Source organism: Kocuria sp. JC486, from assembly GCF_011602805.1.
Lineage (GTDB): Bacteria > Actinomycetota > Actinomycetes > Actinomycetales > Micrococcaceae > Kocuria > Kocuria soli.
Genome location: NZ_JAAOZS010000025.1, coordinates 2,191 through 17,345, shown reverse-complemented (window position 1 = coordinate 17,345; position 15,155 = coordinate 2,191). Strand labels below are relative to the sequence as shown.

Sequence of the window (15,155 nt, the reverse complement as noted above, 5' to 3'; positions counted from 1 at the left end):
TCGTGCCGATCGATCAGGCCACGCACGCCATTGCTCAGGTCCTGGAACCCGAGCAGTGGCGTGCCGCGCAATCCGCCCATGAGGCACGCGCCCGGGAGTGGACTCAACCGTTCCGGGAGCGCCGCAGCCTGGGACTCAAGCACCCCGTCAACGACTTCCTGTTCACCTACTACTCCTTCTCCCCGGCCAAGCTGGAACGTTGGACGCCGGGGGTCGGCGTGGTGCTGCTGGGGGCGGCCCAGGACTTCGGACACCAGAAGTTCTGGCGCCCCGTGACCTCCGCCGAGGCCCTGGCCCTGGGGATCTCCGACGACGACGGCGCGGTGACCCTGGATGTGGAGGCATTTCGGGCCGCCCGCGGCTCCGCCGCACAGTTCGTGGAGATGCTCGTGCGGCGCACGGCCGGGAGGCCCGGCCTGTTCGGGTGCTTCGGCATGCACGAATGGGCGATGGCGTACCGGTCACGTCTGAACGGTGTCCGACACGAGCAGCTGCCGTTGCGCCTGGGAGCCAAGAGGACGGACGCCGTCGTCGAATCCCACAAGCTGCGGTGCACGCACATCGACGCCTTCCGGTTCTTCGCCCCTCAAGCCGTGGCCCTCAACGAAACCCACCCCACCCGTGAGACCCAACGGGACATGGAGCAACCGGGCTGTCTGCACGCCAACATGGACCTCTACAAGTGGGCCTACAAGCTCTCGCCCGCGGTCCCGGCCGAGCTGATCGCGGATTCATTCGAGCTGGCCCTGGAAATCCGCGCGACGGACATGGAGGCCTCCCCCTACGACCTCTCCGACTGGGGTTACGGAGTGGTCGCGGTGGAGACCCCGGAGGGAAAGGCCGAGTACGTGCGTCGGCAGAAGTCCTTCAGCGAGCGCGCCCAGCGGATCCGTGAACGGCTGTTGTCCGTCATCAAGGTTCTGGTGGCCGAGGCGCCGCTGGCCGGAGGGCGAGTCGAATGACCGGGACCCGTGTGGTCGAGGCGTCGGCCATTCCCCACCCCGGCGATTTCATCACCGTGCGCGTGGACGCCACCCCGTACCTGGTCACCCACGACGCGAACGGGCAGGTCCACGTGCTGGTCAACACGTGCACGCACCAGGCGGCAACCGTGTGCCGCGCGACCTCAGGGAACGCCGATTCCTTCGAATGCCCCAATCATTTCTGGGTCTACCGCAACGACGGCACGTTCGTGGGCTCTCGGTTGGCGCTGGCAACCGGCCGAGAGGCCCCGGCAGATCCCAGCAAGAACCTGGCCTCCGTCCCGTTCACCGTGGCCGACGGCTGGATTGTGGCCCACACGGACTAGCTTTCCCCGCCGAACCCTCTCGAAACTCGTCCATCGGGGGCTGATCAGCAAGTTTGGCGAGGGTTCGGCACGCTCGAGGGTCGGTAGGTACCGGTCAGGACAGCGGATAGAATCGGCGTGATTCTTCGCATCGTCCTCCAGAAGGAGCGCTCGTGGCCCGCATTGTTGTTGACGTCATGCCCAAACCGGAGATTTTGGACCCGCAAGGAAAGGCCATCGTCCGCGCGCTGCCGCACCAGGGCATCACGGCCTTCACGGGGGTCCGCCAGGGCAAGCGCTTCGAACTCGAAGTGGACGGAGAAGTCACCGAACAGGTCCTGGCCACGGCTCGCGAAGCCGCGGAGACCATGCTCTCCAACCCGGTCATCGAGGACGTGGTCAACGTCAGCGTGATCGACGACGCCGCGTCCACCGAGGCCTGAGCCCGTGGCTTCCAACACGTTCGAAGCGCCACTGGTCGCTGACCTGAGCTCCCCCTCCCCCGACGGCACCTTGGTCGACGTCCGGGTGGGCATCGTGACCTTCCCGGGCACCCTGGACGACCGCGACGCCGCACGCGCAATCGACATCGCGGGAGGTACCTCCGTGCCGCTGTGGTACGCCGACGACGACCTCCAAGGGGTCGACGCCGTCATCCTCCCCGGGGGATTCTCCTACGGGGACTATCTGCGAGCCGGCGCCATTTCCCGCTTTGCGCCCCTGATGTCACGGATCGTGGACGCCGCCAACAGCGATGCGGCAATGCCCGTCCTGGGCATCTGCAACGGATTCCAGATCTTGACGGAGGCCCATCTGCTCCCGGGCTCCATGATCCGCAACGACCACCTCAAGTTCGTGTGCCGCGACCAGCGCCTGCGCGTGGAGAACACGGAGACGGCTTGGACCGCCGAATACACGGCCGGCCAGGAGATCGTGGTCCCGCTCAAGAACAACGACGGCCAGTACGTGTGTGACCAGGCGACTCTGGACATGCTGGAGGCCGAGGGCCGCGTGGCCTTCCGCTACGTGGGCCACAACCCGAACGGTTCGCTCAACGACATCGCGGGTGTGACCAACGCCCGCGGCAACGTCGTCGGGCTGATGCCGCACCCCGAACACGCCGTCGAACCCGGGTTCGGCCCCGACTCCACGGGGCAGGGGCCCGTCACCATGGGGGACGGCACGGACGGACTCGACATCTTCATCTCGGCACTCAAGACCGTGGTCAACGGAGGCACCCGCGCATGAGCGACCAGCAGTTCCACCTGGACACCGTCGAACACGCGAGCCAGACTCCCCAGACCGAACTCCCGTGGGCCGAGCTGGGCCTCAAGCGTGAAGAATTCGACCGGATCGTGGAGATCCTTGGCCGCCGGCCGACCGCCGCGGAACTGGCCATGTACTCCGTCATGTGGTCCGAGCACTGCTCGTACAAGTCCTCCAAGGTCCACCTGCGCCAGTTCGGCGAGAAGGTCTCCGAGGAGATGACCAAGGACCTGATGGTCGGCATGGGCGAGAACGCCGGTGTCACGGACATCGGTGACGGCTGGGCCGTGACCTTCAAGATCGAGTCCCACAACCACCCGTCCTACGTCGAGCCCTACCAGGGGGCTGCCACGGGCGTAGGCGGCATCGTGCGCGACATCATCTCCATGGGTGCGCGCCCGGTGGCCGTCATGGACCCGCTGCGTTTCGGCGCGATCGATCACCCGGACACCCAGCGCGTGGTACACGGGATCGTGGCCGGCGTGGGTGGTTACGGCAACTGCCTGGGGCTGCCGAACATCGGCGGTGAGGTCGAGTTCGACCCCTGCTACCAGGCCAACCCGCTGGTGAACGCACTCGCCGTGGGCGTCCTGCGGCACGAGGACCTGCGCCTGGCCAACGCGACCGGCACCGGCAACAAGGTCGTGCTCTTCGGTGCGCGGACCGGTGGCGACGGCATCGGCGGCGCGTCCGTGCTGGCCTCCGAGTCCTTCGACGACTCCAAACCCTCCAAGCGCCCCGCCGTTCAGGTCGGTGACCCGTTCGCGGAGAAGGTTCTCATCGAGTGCTGCCTGGAACTCTTCCACGCGGGCCTGGTGGAGGGCATCCAGGACTTGGGCGCCGCCGGCATCTCCTGCGCCACCTCCGAACTGGCCTCCAACGGTGACGGCGGCATGCACGTGGACCTGTCCTCGGTGTTGCTGCGCGATCCCTCCTTGACTCCGGGCGAGATCCTCATGTCCGAGTCCCAGGAACGCATGATGGCCGTCGTCACGCCGGAGAAGGTGGCCGACTTCGAAGCTGTCCTGGACAAGTGGGAGGTCGAGTACTCCTGGATCGGTGAGGTCACGGACACGGGCCGCCTGGTCATCGACTGGCAGGGCGAGGTGATCGTCGACGTCGATCCCCGGACCGTTGCGCACGACGGTCCCGTCTACGAACGCCCCTACCACCGCCCGGAGCGCCAGGACGAGGTCCAGGCAGATCATTTCACGGGGTCCGCGGCGGACACCGGACGCCCCGACGGCGAGGCCCTCAAGGACGCAGTCCTGGAACTCATGGCCTCCCCCAACCTGTGCTCGAAGGCATGGGTCACAGACCAGTACGACCGTTACGTCCAGGGCAACACCGCCATGGCCATGCCCGACGACGCCGGCGTGATCCGCGTGGACGAAGAAGCCGGCCTGGGCGTGGCCCTGTCCACGGACTGCAACGGCCGCTACGCGTACCTGGACCCGTACAACGGTGCCAAGCTCGCTCTCGCGGAGGCCTACCGCAACGTCGCCACCGCCGGGGCCCGTCCGGCAGCGGTCTCCGACTGCCTCAACTTCGGCTCTCCGGAAGACCCCGAGGTCATGTGGCAGTTCGCGGAGGCGGTGCGCGGCCTGGCAGACGGGTGCCTGGAGATCGGCGTCCCCGTCACGGGCGGCAACGTCTCCCTGTACAACCAGACCGGTCAGGAAGCCATCCACCCCACCCCCGTGGTCGCGCTCATGGGCGTCCTCGACGACGTTCGTCGCCGCACCCCCTCGGGTTGGGATGTCAACGCTGACGGGCAGGCGATCTACCTGCTCGGGAGCACCGCGGACGAACTCGACGGTTCGGAATGGGCTCGGCTGCGCGGCCACCTGGGCGGCCTTCCGCCCACCGTGGATCTCGGCCAGGAGAAGCTGCTCGCGGACCTGCTGATCAACATGTCCCGGGACGGAATGATCGATTCCGCCCATGACGTCTCCGAAGGCGGCCTGGCGGCCACCCTGTCCGAAATGTGCCTTCGATTCGGCACGGGGGCACGGATCGGCATGGGTGAGGTCTGCGAACGCGACGGCCTGGACTTGTTCACCATGCTGTTCTCGGAAACCCAGGGCCGGGCTGTCGTTGCCGTTCCGCGTTCCGAGGAAGTACGTTTCAAGGACATGTGCACGATGCGCAACTACCCCTTTGCGCGCATCGGCGTGGTTGACGCCGTCAACGACGCCCTCGATCTCATGGGAGCCACGCGGATTCCTCTGCCGGAACTGCGCCAGGCCCACGAATCCACCCTCCCCACGTATTTCGGCTGACCGAAACACTCAGCCGCACGGACGATCGAGGTCATCATGATCGATTTGCCGTTGGAGCCGCCCCAGGCCCACGAGGTCCGAACCGAGCGTCTGGTCATGCGCCCGTTCACCGAGGACGAGATCACCGCCGTGATCGACGGCGTCCACCTGGACCATTTCGCGGAAGAGTTTCCGATTCCGGAAACGGTGGACCAGCTCAGGGACGTCGCGCAGGCGGGCGGGTACTACTTCACGGAGACGCTGTACTCCCCGCTGGCCTGCATCGAACTCGAATCCGAGAAGGTCATCGGCTCGACCGGTTTCGCGTCAGCTCCCATCGACGGTGCCTTGGAGATCGTGGGTTTCCTGGTTCCGGACCGACGGCGGATGGGTTTTGCCGCGGAAGGTCTGCGGTCACTGATCACCCTTGCTTTCGAGGATCCTGAGGTGTCCGTGGTTCGGGCCTCCGTCCCGGAGGACAGCGCGCACATCGAGGATTTGTTGAAGGCAGCAGGCTTCACTGTCGCCGAGACAGTGGGCCCGGAAACGGAATACCGGTGCGAACGGCCTTGAGCTGAGCGGACACCGGGTGGGCAATTACCGACAAAGGCTTACGCGCGCGGCTCCGCAGCCACTCCCCTGGCAACAGTGCAACTCTTTTCCCGCCTCAAAATGGTTTCCATAGGATGATTCTGGGCGTCGGGATTTCCCGGGCCGCCCGGACCGAACCGGCGCCTGCATTTCATGCCAGGAGCCGCCATGTCTGCGCCAGCCCATTCCCGATCCGCGTCAACACCGTCCACGCCACACGCCGGACACAAAGGTGGCCTGCCGTCGGTGTACGCCAAATTGATCATGGCCGCCACGGGAGCGATCTTCGCGATCTTCGTCCTGGTCCACATGATCGGCAACCTCAAGATCTACATGGGCGCCGAGGCTTTCAATTCCTACGCCCACTGGCTCCGCATGGCCTTCTACCCCGTGCTGCCGTACGAGGGCTTGCTGTGGATCATGCGCGTGGTGCTCTCTGTGTGCCTGGTGGCGCACGTCTACTGCGCCCTGCTCCTGCGCCGCAGGGGCACCACGGCTCGCGGGCGGTGGAAGCGACGCGGCCTCGGTCTGGACGTCTTCGCCGCGCGAACCATGATGGTCACCGGCGTGGTCCTGCTGTTGTTCATCGTCTTCCACATCCTCGACCTGACCTTGGGGATGTCACCCGCGGGACCTGACGGGTTCCAACACGCGACCCACGAGGCCTCCTACGCCTACTCGAACCTGGTGGCATCCTTCAACCGCCTGCCCGTCGCGTTGTTCTACATCCTCGCCATGGGGTGCCTGGCCCTTCACCTGGCGCACGGCGTTGTCAGCGCCGTCGTCGATTTCGGGGTGGGTGTCCGTCCTCGGGTGTTCTCCGCGTTGGCCGGGCTCGGGCTGCTCTTCGGACTAGTCATCGCGATCGGCAACATCACCATTCCCGTGGCCGTCCTGACAGGAGTGCTCCAGTGAACACCTTCCGCACCATCGGTTCCAGAATCCGCTCCCTGGTCGGTTCGTCGGAGGGGGTGCCCCGTCCGCAGCAGGACTCCCCGGACCCGGCTGCACCGCAGGAGGAGGCGGCCACTTCCGCCCCCGAGAGCACGGGCAACGCGAAGAAGCCCTTGAGCAGACCAGCGGCGTTGAAGCGCCAAGGGCCAAAGAGCACGCAGGGCTTCGTGACCTATGCCGATGAGCCGTTGAACGGCAACGTGCCCACCGGCGACCCTCTGACGGCCTGGTCCCGCCGCAAGCTCGACTACAAGCTGGTCAGCCCGCTGAACCGTCGCAAGTTCAAGGTCATCGTGGTGGGGACCGGCCTGGCCGGCGCCGGTTGCGCCGCGGCCCTGGGCGAGCTCGGATACAACGTGGTCTCCTACACGTTCCACGACGCCGCCCGCCGCGCGCACTCGGTGGCCGCCCAGGGCGGCATCAACTCCGCGCGTGCCAAGAAGGTGGACAACGACTCCCTCGAACGATTCGTCAAGGACACGGTCAAGGGTGGGGACTTCCGGGCCAGGGAGGCCGACTGCTTCCGACTGGGTGAGGAATCCGTGCGGGTGATCGACCACATGGACGCGATCGGTGCCCCGTTCGCCCGCGAGTACGGCGGGGAGCTGCGCACGCGTTCCTTCGGCGGTGTCCAGGTGTCCCGCACCTACTACACGCGGGGCCAGACCGGCCAACAGCTGCAGGTGGCCGCGGCCCGTGCGCTGCAGCGGCAAGTGGGGCTGGGCACCGTTGACCTGCGCACCCACCGCGAGGTCCTGGACCTGGTGGTCGACGACGGTCGCGCCAAGGGCGTTGTGGTCCGCGATCTCTACACGGGCGAGATCGAGGCGGAGACTGCCCACGCCGTCGTCCTGTGCACCGGCGGTTACGGCAACGTCTACTTCCGCTCCACGCTGGCCCACAACTCCAACGTGACCGCCGCGTGGCGGGCACACCGTCGCGGTGCGTACTTCGCGTCGCCGTCGTACATCCAGTTCCACCCGACCGCCCTGCCCGTGAGTTCGCACTGGCAGTCCAAGACCACGCTCATGAGTGAGTCGCTGCGCAACGACGGGCGCATCTGGGTCCCCAAGGCCCCGGGGGACGACCGCCCCGCCAACCAGATCCCGGAGGAGGAACGCGACTACTACCTGGAGCGCAAGTACCCGTCCTACGGCAACCTCTCCCCGCGCGACATCTCCTCCCGTGCCGCACGGGAGCAGATCGAAGCGGGCCACGGCGTGGGGCCGCTGCGCAACAGCGTGTACCTGGACTTCCGGGACGCCATCGGCCGGCTGGGCAAGAAGACCATCGAGGAGCGTTACGGCAACCTCTTCGAGATGTACTTCGACGCCACGGGCGAGGACCCGTACACCGAACCCATGCGCATCGCCCCGGGTGCCCACTTCGCCATGGGCGGCTTGTGGAGCGACTACGACATGATGACCTCGATCGAGGGTCTGTTCGTGGGCGGTGAGGCCGGCTGGGGCTACCACGGGGCCAACCGCCTGGGCGCCAACTCGCTGCTCTCGGCCTGCGTGGACGGGTGGTTCACCCTGCCCTACTCGGTGCCGAACTTCCTGGCCAACCACCTGGGTGAGGCTCCGCTGCCCGCGGACCACCCCGCCGTCGAACGCACCGTGGCCGAGGTCCGGGAGCGGACCGACCGCCTGCTGTCCATCGGCGGGACCAAGGGTGCGGATCACTTCCACCGGGCGCTCGGGGACGTGCTGTACTCCGGGTGCGGCGTGGCCCGCACGGAGGCCGGTCTGAAGAACGCGCTCAAGGAGATCCGGGCGCTGCGAGAAGAGTTCTGGCGCGACCTGCGGATTCCGGGCAGCGGCCGCGAACTCAACCAGGAACTTGAACGGGCCGGACGGATCGCGGACTACCTGGAGATGGCCGAACTGATGTGCCTGGACGCGCTGGACCGGGACGAGTCCTGTGGAGCGCACTTCCGGGAGGAGCACCAAACCCCGGACGGGGAGGCGCTGCGCGATGACGACGACTGGTGCTTCGTCTCGGCATGGGAACACACCCCGGGCAAGGGGGCCCACCCGGGCAAGCCCGTCCGCCACGCCGAACCGTTGGACTTCCAGGCGGTTCCGCTACAGACCAGGAACTACGCGTGAGCTCCGGCTCACGCGTGATGAGGAGAAGACCATGAAACTGACCATCGAGGTCTGGCGTCAGGAAGACACAACCACCAAGGGCCGGTTCGTGACGTACCAGGTGGACGACGCGACGCCCGAGATGTCCCTGCCCGAGCTCCTGGACCGGCTCAACGACCAACTGGTCACGGCCGGGGAGGAGCCCATCGCATTCGACACGGACTGCCGCGAAGGCATCTGCGGCACGTGCGGCATCACGGTCAACGGCGTCCCCCACGGCAAGGTGCCCAACACCCCCACCTGCCGTCAGCACCTGCGCAGTTACGACGACGGCGAGCATCTGAAGCTCGAGCCCTTCCGCGCGGCCTCCTTCCCCGTGGTGAGGGATCTTGTGGTGGACCGCTCGGCGCTGGACCGCGTGATCGCCTCCGGTGGCTACGTGTCCGTGGACGCGGGCACCGCCCCCGACGCGGACACCCGGCAGATCCCGTTCAAGGTGGCCGAGCAAGCCCTGGACTTCTCGGCCTGCATCGGCTGCGGGGCGTGTATCGCGGCCTGCCCGAACGGGGCCGCACATCTGTTCGCCGGTGCGTTGCTCTCCCACATGTCCACGCTGCCGCAGGGCAAGCCGGAGCGCTCCAAGCGGGCCCGCGGCGTGGTGGCCACCACCGAGGAGGAGTTCGGCCCGTGCTCGGTGTACGCCGAATGCGTGGAGGTGTGCCCGGCCGGTATCCCGATCTCCGCGATCAGCGCGGTGAACCGGGAGGCGGCACGCGCTGCAATCAGGCGCAACAAAGACAACTGACAGGGGACGCTCCCGTCGCCACGCACAGAACGGTTCGGGGCCTGCACACCGAAAGGTGTGCAGGCCCCGTCGTCGTCAGGTGACGGTTCCGGTCACCACATGCCCAGGACGGCCATCCAGCCCATGCCGACCACGGCCCAGATCACGAAGGTGACCACCGAAATGATCAGGCCCACGCGGAACCATTCGGGTGTCTTGACGTACCCGGATCCGAAGATCACACCGGCCGGACCGGAGGAGTAGTGCATGAGGCCACCGAACAGGTTGCCGATGAAGCCGAGGAAGAGCGCGGCAATCATCGGAGGTGTGCCCACGCCGATCGCGGCGGCCAGGAACACGGCGTACATGGCCACGATCTGCGCGGTGTTCGACGCGAAGAAGTAGTGCACGTAGAAGTAGACGACCGCCAGAATCGCGAAGGCAAACACCCATGGCAGGCCACCGACGGCACCCGAGACGGAGTCACCGATCCAGGTGATCACGCCCAGCGTGTTGAGGTGCCCGGCCATGCCGACCAGCACGCCGAAGAAGATCAGCGTGGACCATGCACCACCGTTGGCGGCCATGATCTTCCAGTTCAGCACCCCGGTGACCAGCAGGATCCCGATACCCACGAAGGCGGTTGCGGTCGCGTTGATCCCCAGCGAGCCACCCACGGACCACATGAGCAGCAGCAGGACGAACGTAGCGGCCATGATCGCTTCCGGACGGGTCAGCTTGCCGAGCTGCTTGAGCTCCTCACGGGCCTGACCCGGAGCATCCGGGGTCTTCTTGAGGGTGGGCGGGTAGACCTTGGAGAGCACCCAGGGAACCACGACCAGGGAGACCAGGCCCGGCACGATCGCAGCGAGCGCCCAGTTGGTCCAGGTGATCTCCACCCCGGCCTCTCCCGCGAACTGCTGGGCCAGCGGGTTGCCGGCCATGGCGGTCAGGAACATGGCCGAGGTGATGGTGTTGACCTGCACCGTGGACATGGACAGGAACGCGCCCAGGCGACGGCGTGATTCGTCGGTCTCCGGGGTGGACCCCTGCACAACCGCCAGGGACTGGACGATGGGGAACACCACGCCGCCGGCGCGGGCGGTGTTCGACGGTGTCGCGGGAGCCATCAGCAGGTCCGTGGCGGCCATGCCGTAGGCCAGGCCCAAGGAGGACTTGCCGAGCTTGGTCACGAACCACAACGCGATGCGTCGGCCGAGTCCCGTGATGAGGAAGCCGTCGGCGATGAAGAACGCCGCCACGATCAGCCACACCGCGCTGGAGGCGAAGCCTGTGAGAGCTTCATCCTCACCCACGTCCATGGTGCCTGTGATCATGGCCACCGCCAGTCCGATCAGGGAGACCGCAGCGGTGGGCAGGGGCTGGAGCACCAGACCGAGGATGGTACCCACGAAGATCGCCGCCATGTGCATGCCGCGTGGATCCACGCCGTCTGGCGGCGGAATGAACCAGATGGCCAGAACCGACGCCAGGATGATCGCAACCTTGATGATCATGGAGCGGTTCGGTGAGTGGCCGGTGGTGTCGGCTGGTGCCTCGGGGGTTGAGGATGGGGCCGAGGTAGTCATGACGAGATTCTCTGTTCCTTCTGAGTGCCGGCACCGTCGCAGTCAAACTGTGGCCTGACCACGGTGCGGTTGTCAGGCTACTCGCACCTGTATCCCAGGTCATGGAGTTGCCGCAATTACCGCCGTCGTGGGCACCGGGGTGAGCGCGATACGGGTTTCGGTCACGCAACAATCCCTCCATCCGCACCCTCCCGTGTGGCGAACCACGCCACCTCAGGCCATGATGAGACCTATGACACCTCTGCCGCGGGACCTTCATCCGTCGAACGGCCGCCGTGTGCCCGGATCCTCCGGGGACGTGGTGGTGCCGCTGTCGGCGGCCGGCGGCAGGTCGAGCGCGACTCCCGAGGAGCCGTTGCCCCACCAACTCGTGGGAACGTCGGACGCCTTGGGCCGGACGGACGACGGCCTGACAGAGGCGGAGGAGCCTTATCCCTCGGAGCTCCAGCACAGCATCCTCGAGATGCTCTCTTCCGGTGGGGACGACGAGATGATTGCCCGCCGTCTGGGCCTGGACCTGAACGGCTACCGTGCGCTCGTCGCCGAAATGGCCGCCACCGCAGGGGCGTGCAACCGTTTTCAGTTGGCGCTCAAGGCCAGGGAACTGGGCTGGCTCTGACCCCCACCCGTGCGGCGTAATCCGGTCGTCGGCTGAGGTCGCAGAGATTCGTGGAACGCGCTCTCCCACGGGCATACTGATGTCTCCGAAGGAGAGTGATGACCCCCAGTTCCACAGATTTGCGCCGGGAAGATGCTGCCACCCGGCCCCCGCTGCCGTGGTGGCCGGCCGTGTTCGGCGCACTCCTGACCGGCGCGGTCGCGTTCTGGGGATTGGCCACACCGCAGTACTGGTTCGACGAGGCCGCTTCCGTGTCCGCCGTCGATCGACCGTTCGGCTCCCTGATCGCCATGGTGCAGAAGGTCGACGCCGTCCACGCGCTGTACTACGTGGTCATGTATCCGTGGGCCGCGCTGTTCGGCACCTCCGAGCTGGCCATGCGCACTCCATCAGCCTTGGCACTGGTGGTCATGTCGGTGTTCCTCACCCGGATCGGCATGGCCTACGCGCGACGGTACATGCCTGAGCGCACCGTCTTCGTGGGCGTCATGGTCGCTGTCCTGGGTGCGGTTCTGCCCGGTCTGAGCTGGACGGGGCAGGAAGCCCGCGGGTACGCGATGGGTGCCATGAGTCTGACCATCGCGTGGTGGTTCTTCGAGCGCTTCCGGGAGCACCGGCACACACCGTCCCTCGTGGGGTTCGCCCTGTTCATGGCGGCCGGGGTCGGATTCTCGTTGTACGTGGCCATGCTGCTGCCGCTGTTTTTCGCCCGCTCCCTTCGGTGGGGGCGCCGCAACACGGTGAAGGTCCTGGTCGCGTGCCTGGTTGCCGGATCCGTGTGCATTCCGCTGGTCATCGTCGGGGCGGAACAGAGCGGGCAGGTGTCCTGGATCGATGCCACCACGCGCGAGGTGCTCAGACGCATGGCCCTCATGGTGTTCTTCCTGAGCCCCCGCAACCGGTTCGGGGCCTACAACGGACCCGTCGAGCAGATCGCACCTTGGCTCGGTCTGTTCACCATCCTGGTTGTGGCCCTCGGCCTGATCCGGAGCCGTGCCCGGTGGATCATGCTCTGGCTCCTGAGCCTGGTCCTACTGCCGTTCGTCGTCATCCTCGTGGCACAACTGTTGGGCAAGCAGTACTTCCAGGAGCGCTACCTGACCTTCACGGCGCCGGTGTTGGTCGTGGCACTGGCCCTGGGGCTGGCCGCAATCCCGTGGCGTCCCGTGGGTGCGCTCGGTCTGGCATTGTTCACCCTTCTGTCCTTCCCGTCCTTCCTGGGGCAGAACGGCGAATTCGCCAAGAAGGACGGGTACAAAACGGCGGCCGTGGCGGCGGCCCAGGCCGACACGGTCATCTTCATGGATGACGAAGCTCGCGGAATTTTCGTGGCCTACCCACCGGATCATCCCGTCAAGGACCCGATGCTTGCCCAGAACAAGGAGGACTCGGCCACGCTCTGGGGGCAGAGCCACCCTGGTTGGTGGTCCTGGCAACTGGACGAAACCGGCAAGGTTTCGGTCGTCGCCTTCAAACCGAACCCCTACTACGGGGCCGTCCTGCAACACCTGGACTCCATCGGCTGCACGATAACCGACGAGAACCTGGAGTCCCGCTTCCGAGTGACCAATCTGAAATGCCCCGACACACTCGCCCAGCCGGCCAGGACGCCGGTAGAGCCGGGCACCTAAGCTGCATGGCATGACCATTTCGGACAGTGCGGGCGCTCTCAAGACCGCTGATCTCAAACTGGCCATGGCCGCCAGCGGGACCGTCTTCTCGGCTTTCACGGTGGCTCACATGGCCGGCAACCTCCAGGTGTACCTGGGCCGGGACCGGTTCGACGGCTACGCGCGGTTCCTGCGCACCATGGGCGTCCCGGTCCTGCCAGAATCAACAGTGCTGTGGGTCTTTCGTTCCGGGCTGCTGGCCTGCGCGGTGACGCACGTGTCCTGCGCGAGCCTGCTGACCGTTCGCGCCTGGCGGGCCGGTGACCGCCCGGCCGGTGGCGTGCGTCGCAGTCGCCCGCGCGGTCGACGACGTCGCGTGTGGGAAATCGCCAAACGCTCCATGCGCTCCACGGGAGTTGTCCTGGGCCTGTTCACCGCCCACCACATCGCCGATCTGACACTCGGCGTGCGCCCCGCCGCGACCGAGCACGCCAAGGGTGCTGCGTACGACAACCTGGTGCGTTCCCTGCAGCGGCCGCAGGTCGCCGGGCTGTACCTGGCGGCCATGCTGGCCCTTGCCGCTCACACTTCCCAGGGCATCGTCCAGGTCGGCAACGACACCGGGCTGTCGGGCGACCGTCGTGTCCGAGAAGCCCTGAGCATCGCGGGGCGGGTCATCGGCACCGGTGTGGCGCTGGGCAACGCGAGCATCCCACTGGCTGTGCAAACCCGCCTGGTCCGCTGAACGTCCCACCGGGTGTGTACCGAGTGCGACCGCATTTCCCGCAGAATCACGAGGGGTCATCGACCATGAAGATCACGCGAACCGTGTCCGTCGAAGTCTGGCGTCAGACCGATGCCGAGGCCCACGGACGCTTTGTCACCTACGACGTGCAAGGCGTCTCACCCGAGACCACGGTCCTGGAGCTCCTGGACCTGCTCAACGAGCAACTCCCGGACGGTGATTCACCGGTGACTTTCGACGACGGCTGCAGGGAGGGCAGTTGCGGCAAGTGCGGCGTCACGGTCGACGGCGTACCTCACGGCCCCGAGTACAACCGGGCCTCCTGTCAGCAGCACGTGCGCGCCTTCCGCGACGGCGACCGGGTACGGCTCGAACCATTGCGGGCATCGGCCTTCCCCGTTCTCTCGGATCTGACGGTCGACAAGAAGAAGGCCCTGCGCACCGTGGTCAAGGCGTCTCGCGGGCCGGCGGGTCTGAAGGCGCTGACCAATGCCGGGTGCATCAGCTGCGGGGCCTGCGTGGCCGCCTGTCCCAACGGCTCCGCGCAGCTGTTCGTCGGCTCCCTGCTTACGGAACTGCCGCCGCTGATGAAGGACGACGACGAACGCCGGGACCGCACCGCGCAGGTCATCGAGACGGCGGACGAGACGTTCGGACCGTGCTCCACCTACGGGGACTGCACGGAGGTGTGCCCGGCCGGACTCCCCCTGGAGAACCTCTCCGCGGTGGCCCGGGAGCATCTGAGGAATCAACGCCAAACCAAGTAATTCGCAGTTGCAAATGTGCTCGGGTCGGTTTAGGTTTGCAGTAGCAACTCTCCCGAACCCAAGGAGTCACGATGTACGCCTACGCACCGCAACCGCCCATGATGCAGACCGCACCGCTCTACCGCGCCACCCCTGCACCCGCTCCCGGAGTGGCCGTGACCGCTCTAGTGGTCAGCATCATCATCTTCGCGCTCGCCCTCCTGGCATCCCCGGTGACCGTGATCTTCTCTGCCGCCATGGGCGCCACGGCGACCGACCCCACTTCGCACTACACGAACGCCGACCTGGTGGCCTCCGCCGTGATCGCCTTCCTTCCGCTGGGCATCTCCGGAATCCTGGGAATGCTGTGCTGCTTCGTCCCGCACCTGAGCATGGGTGCCTCCGAGTTCAGGGGCTCCGGCGTCAAGACGGCCTCCACGGTCTTCCTGTTCCTCCACCTGGCTTTCGTGGCCGCCGCGGCACTGTTCGCCCTCTGGCCCCTGACGGCCCTCTCCTGATCGCTCCGAGCCGGGAAAGCAAGGTGGGGGCGGCCCCCCCCCGCGCGGGGGGGGGGGCGGGCGGGGGCCGCTCTGGGGGGGGGGGGGCGGGGGG

General features: G+C 66.8%; 15 protein-coding genes. 14 read left to right on the top strand and 1 reads right to left on the bottom strand.

Annotated features, from left to right (window positions below; all coding sequences use genetic code 11):
- Positions 1–2 precede the first annotated feature (2 nt).
- The 9 genes from GWK18_RS11295 to GWK18_RS11255 all read left to right on the top strand — a co-directional run bounded on the left by GWK18_RS11295 (position 3) and on the right by GWK18_RS11255 (position 9,255).
- The gene (locus GWK18_RS11295; protein WP_233568581.1) at positions 3–962 is read left to right on the top strand and encodes a 3-methyladenine DNA glycosylase; all 960 of its coding nucleotides are present in this window, start codon (positions 3–5) and stop codon (positions 960–962) included.
- The gene (locus GWK18_RS11290; RefSeq protein ID WP_123823600.1) at positions 959–1,309 is read left to right on the top strand and encodes a Rieske 2Fe-2S domain-containing protein; all 351 of its coding nucleotides are present in this window, start codon (positions 959–961) and stop codon (positions 1,307–1,309) included. Before GWK18_RS11295 ends, GWK18_RS11290 begins: the two co-directional genes overlap by 4 nt.
- A gap of 152 nt (positions 1,310–1,461) precedes the next feature.
- Positions 1,462–1,731 (top strand): phosphoribosylformylglycinamidine synthase subunit PurS, encoded by a 270-nt coding sequence (purS, locus tag GWK18_RS11285; RefSeq protein WP_166835337.1) that lies wholly within the window; start codon positions 1,462–1,464, stop codon positions 1,729–1,731.
- 31 nt (positions 1,732–1,762) lie between these two features.
- Complete coding sequence (purQ, locus tag GWK18_RS11280) at positions 1,763–2,536, top strand: phosphoribosylformylglycinamidine synthase subunit PurQ (RefSeq protein ID WP_167739470.1); 774 nt, start codon at positions 1,763–1,765, stop codon at positions 2,534–2,536.
- Positions 2,533–4,836, top strand: a complete 2,304-nt coding sequence (purL, locus tag GWK18_RS11275; RefSeq protein ID WP_166835333.1) for a phosphoribosylformylglycinamidine synthase subunit PurL — start codon at positions 2,533–2,535, stop codon at positions 4,834–4,836. Before purQ ends, purL begins: the two co-directional genes overlap by 4 nt.
- Before the next feature lie 36 nt (positions 4,837–4,872).
- The gene (locus tag GWK18_RS11270) at positions 4,873–5,388 is read left to right on the top strand and encodes a GNAT family protein (RefSeq protein WP_123823604.1); all 516 of its coding nucleotides are present in this window, start codon (positions 4,873–4,875) and stop codon (positions 5,386–5,388) included.
- A 264-nt stretch (positions 5,389–5,652) separates the two neighbouring features.
- A complete protein-coding gene (locus GWK18_RS11265; protein WP_348535936.1) occupies positions 5,653–6,321 on the top strand; it encodes a succinate dehydrogenase cytochrome b subunit in 669 nt (222 codons plus the stop codon).
- Entirely contained in the window at positions 6,318–8,471 is a 2,154-nt protein-coding gene (locus tag GWK18_RS11260; protein WP_348535935.1) for a fumarate reductase/succinate dehydrogenase flavoprotein subunit, read from the top strand. The genes GWK18_RS11265 and GWK18_RS11260 overlap by 4 nt, the downstream gene beginning before the upstream one ends.
- Before the next feature lie 31 nt (positions 8,472–8,502).
- The gene (locus tag GWK18_RS11255) at positions 8,503–9,255 is read left to right on the top strand and encodes a succinate dehydrogenase/fumarate reductase iron-sulfur subunit (protein ID WP_166835329.1); all 753 of its coding nucleotides are present in this window, start codon (positions 8,503–8,505) and stop codon (positions 9,253–9,255) included.
- Positions 9,256–9,347: 92 nt separating this feature from the next.
- Here GWK18_RS11255 and GWK18_RS11250 read toward each other — a convergent pair whose 3' ends face one another.
- The gene (locus GWK18_RS11250; protein WP_123823607.1) at positions 9,348–10,823 is read right to left on the bottom strand and encodes an anion permease; all 1,476 of its coding nucleotides are present in this window, start codon (positions 10,821–10,823) and stop codon (positions 9,348–9,350) included.
- 232 nt (positions 10,824–11,055) lie between these two features.
- Here GWK18_RS11250 and GWK18_RS11245 point away from each other — a divergent pair, with 232 nt between their 5' ends.
- From GWK18_RS11245 to GWK18_RS11225, 5 genes are all read left to right on the top strand, one after another.
- Positions 11,056–11,442, top strand: coding sequence for a hypothetical protein (locus GWK18_RS11245; protein ID WP_123823608.1), 387 nt, complete (start codon positions 11,056–11,058; stop codon positions 11,440–11,442).
- A gap of 98 nt (positions 11,443–11,540) precedes the next feature.
- Complete coding sequence (locus GWK18_RS11240; RefSeq protein ID WP_166835327.1) at positions 11,541–13,073, top strand: glycosyltransferase family 39 protein; 1,533 nt, start codon at positions 11,541–11,543, stop codon at positions 13,071–13,073.
- 10 nt (positions 13,074–13,083) lie between these two features.
- Positions 13,084–13,797 (top strand): succinate dehydrogenase, encoded by a 714-nt coding sequence (locus GWK18_RS11235; RefSeq protein WP_123823610.1) that lies wholly within the window; start codon positions 13,084–13,086, stop codon positions 13,795–13,797.
- Between the two features lie 65 nt (positions 13,798–13,862).
- Positions 13,863–14,564: a 2Fe-2S iron-sulfur cluster-binding protein gene (locus GWK18_RS11230; RefSeq protein WP_123823611.1), complete on the top strand. Its 702-nt coding sequence runs from the start codon at positions 13,863–13,865 to the stop codon at positions 14,562–14,564.
- Positions 14,565–14,635: 71 nt separating this feature from the next.
- The gene (locus GWK18_RS11225) at positions 14,636–15,061 is read left to right on the top strand and encodes a hypothetical protein (protein ID WP_123823612.1); all 426 of its coding nucleotides are present in this window, start codon (positions 14,636–14,638) and stop codon (positions 15,059–15,061) included.
- The last annotated feature ends 94 nt before the right edge of the window (positions 15,062–15,155 follow it).

Excerpts from the sequence above, each read along its gene's own strand:
- GWK18_RS11245 (WP_123823608.1), top strand. The coding sequence starts at position 11,056 with ATGACACCTCTGCCGCGGGACCTTCATCCGTCGAACGGCCGCCGTGTG.
- GWK18_RS11225 (WP_123823612.1), top strand. The coding sequence starts at position 14,636 with ATGTACGCCTACGCACCGCAACCGCCCATGATGCAGACCGCACCGCTC.
- GWK18_RS11250 (WP_123823607.1), bottom strand. The coding sequence starts at position 10,823 with ATGACTACCTCGGCCCCATCCTCAACCCCCGAGGCACCAGCCGACACC.
- GWK18_RS11270 (WP_123823604.1), top strand. The coding sequence starts at position 4,873 with ATGATCGATTTGCCGTTGGAGCCGCCCCAGGCCCACGAGGTCCGAACC.
- GWK18_RS11240 (WP_166835327.1), top strand. The coding sequence starts at position 11,541 with ATGACCCCCAGTTCCACAGATTTGCGCCGGGAAGATGCTGCCACCCGG.
- GWK18_RS11255 (WP_166835329.1), top strand. The coding sequence starts at position 8,503 with ATGAAACTGACCATCGAGGTCTGGCGTCAGGAAGACACAACCACCAAG.
- GWK18_RS11230 (WP_123823611.1), top strand. The coding sequence starts at position 13,863 with ATGAAGATCACGCGAACCGTGTCCGTCGAAGTCTGGCGTCAGACCGAT.
- purL (WP_166835333.1), top strand. The coding sequence starts at position 2,533 with ATGAGCGACCAGCAGTTCCACCTGGACACCGTCGAACACGCGAGCCAG.
- GWK18_RS11290 (WP_123823600.1), top strand. The coding sequence starts at position 959 with ATGACCGGGACCCGTGTGGTCGAGGCGTCGGCCATTCCCCACCCCGGC.
- GWK18_RS11235 (WP_123823610.1), top strand. The coding sequence starts at position 13,084 with ATGACCATTTCGGACAGTGCGGGCGCTCTCAAGACCGCTGATCTCAAA.